At 73.1% G+C, this 867-nt stretch carries 1 protein-coding gene; it reads left to right on the top strand.

All coding sequences use genetic code 11. The annotated features are described in order from the left end of the window. A partial coding sequence (locus FVW20_RS17010) for a glycosyltransferase family 2 protein (protein ID WP_372435017.1) occupies positions 1 to 867 on the top strand: 867 nt, incomplete at both ends.

Raw genomic sequence — 867 nt, 5'->3', positions numbered from 1 at the left:
GCGCTGGCCGCGCTGCTGGCCGCCGTGCACGGGGCCTGGCGACGGCCCGCCGACCTTGCCCGCTACGAACGGCTGGCCGCCCAGACCGACTGGATGCGCCTGCAACGCCATGTGGATGACGAGCGCCAACGCGAGCCGGACAACCTGTTCTGGGTGCAGCAGGCCGTGGCCGTGGGCGAACTTTCCGGCGACCTGGACTGGCTGGAGAGCCACCTGCACCGGGCCGCAGCCCGGCTTGCCCCGTCTGGTGGATCCGGCCTACCCCCTCTCGCCCCGCTTTTCGACCATCTTCACGGCTGCCTCGCGGCCAACCGCGCTTCCTCCTGTGTGGGGCTTGCTGATGGCGGGGCCACCGCCGCCCGCCACCATGACGCCTCACTGGCCCATTTTCGCGATGCCGCACTGGCCGTGTCCGGCCTGCCTGCGTCCGGCCTGATTCCCTCGGGCCTGCCTGCATCCGATCGGGCGTCCACCGCCGTACCGCGCAGTGGCTTCTGGCTGGCCCCGGTGGAGCACGCCGCCCACTGCCTGGTCCGCCTGGGTGAAACCCCCGCCGCCCTGATCCTGTGGGACGCGGTGCTGGCCGCCCGGCCCTGGCACGTCAACCTCGCCCTGCGCGCCCACGACGTCTGGCGCGGCGTGGACACTCCGGAAGCCGCGCCCGCAGGGTCCACCGCCGTGCTGCTCTATTCGTGGAACAAGGCGCAAGAGCTCGACACCGCCCTTGCCCACCTGGCCCCCGGTCTGCCCGACGTGGCCCGCATCGCCCTGCTGGACAACGGCTCCACCGACGGCACCGGCGACGTGGTGCGCGCCTGGGCCGACAGGTTCGGCGCGGACCGCTGCACCGCCGTGCACCTGCCGGTC

The sequence above is a fragment of the Nitratidesulfovibrio oxamicus genome, from assembly GCF_015731765.1.
GTDB classification, from domain to species: domain Bacteria; phylum Desulfobacterota; class Desulfovibrionia; order Desulfovibrionales; family Desulfovibrionaceae; genus Cupidesulfovibrio; species Cupidesulfovibrio oxamicus.
This window is presented reverse-complemented; position numbering and strand designations above follow the sequence as displayed.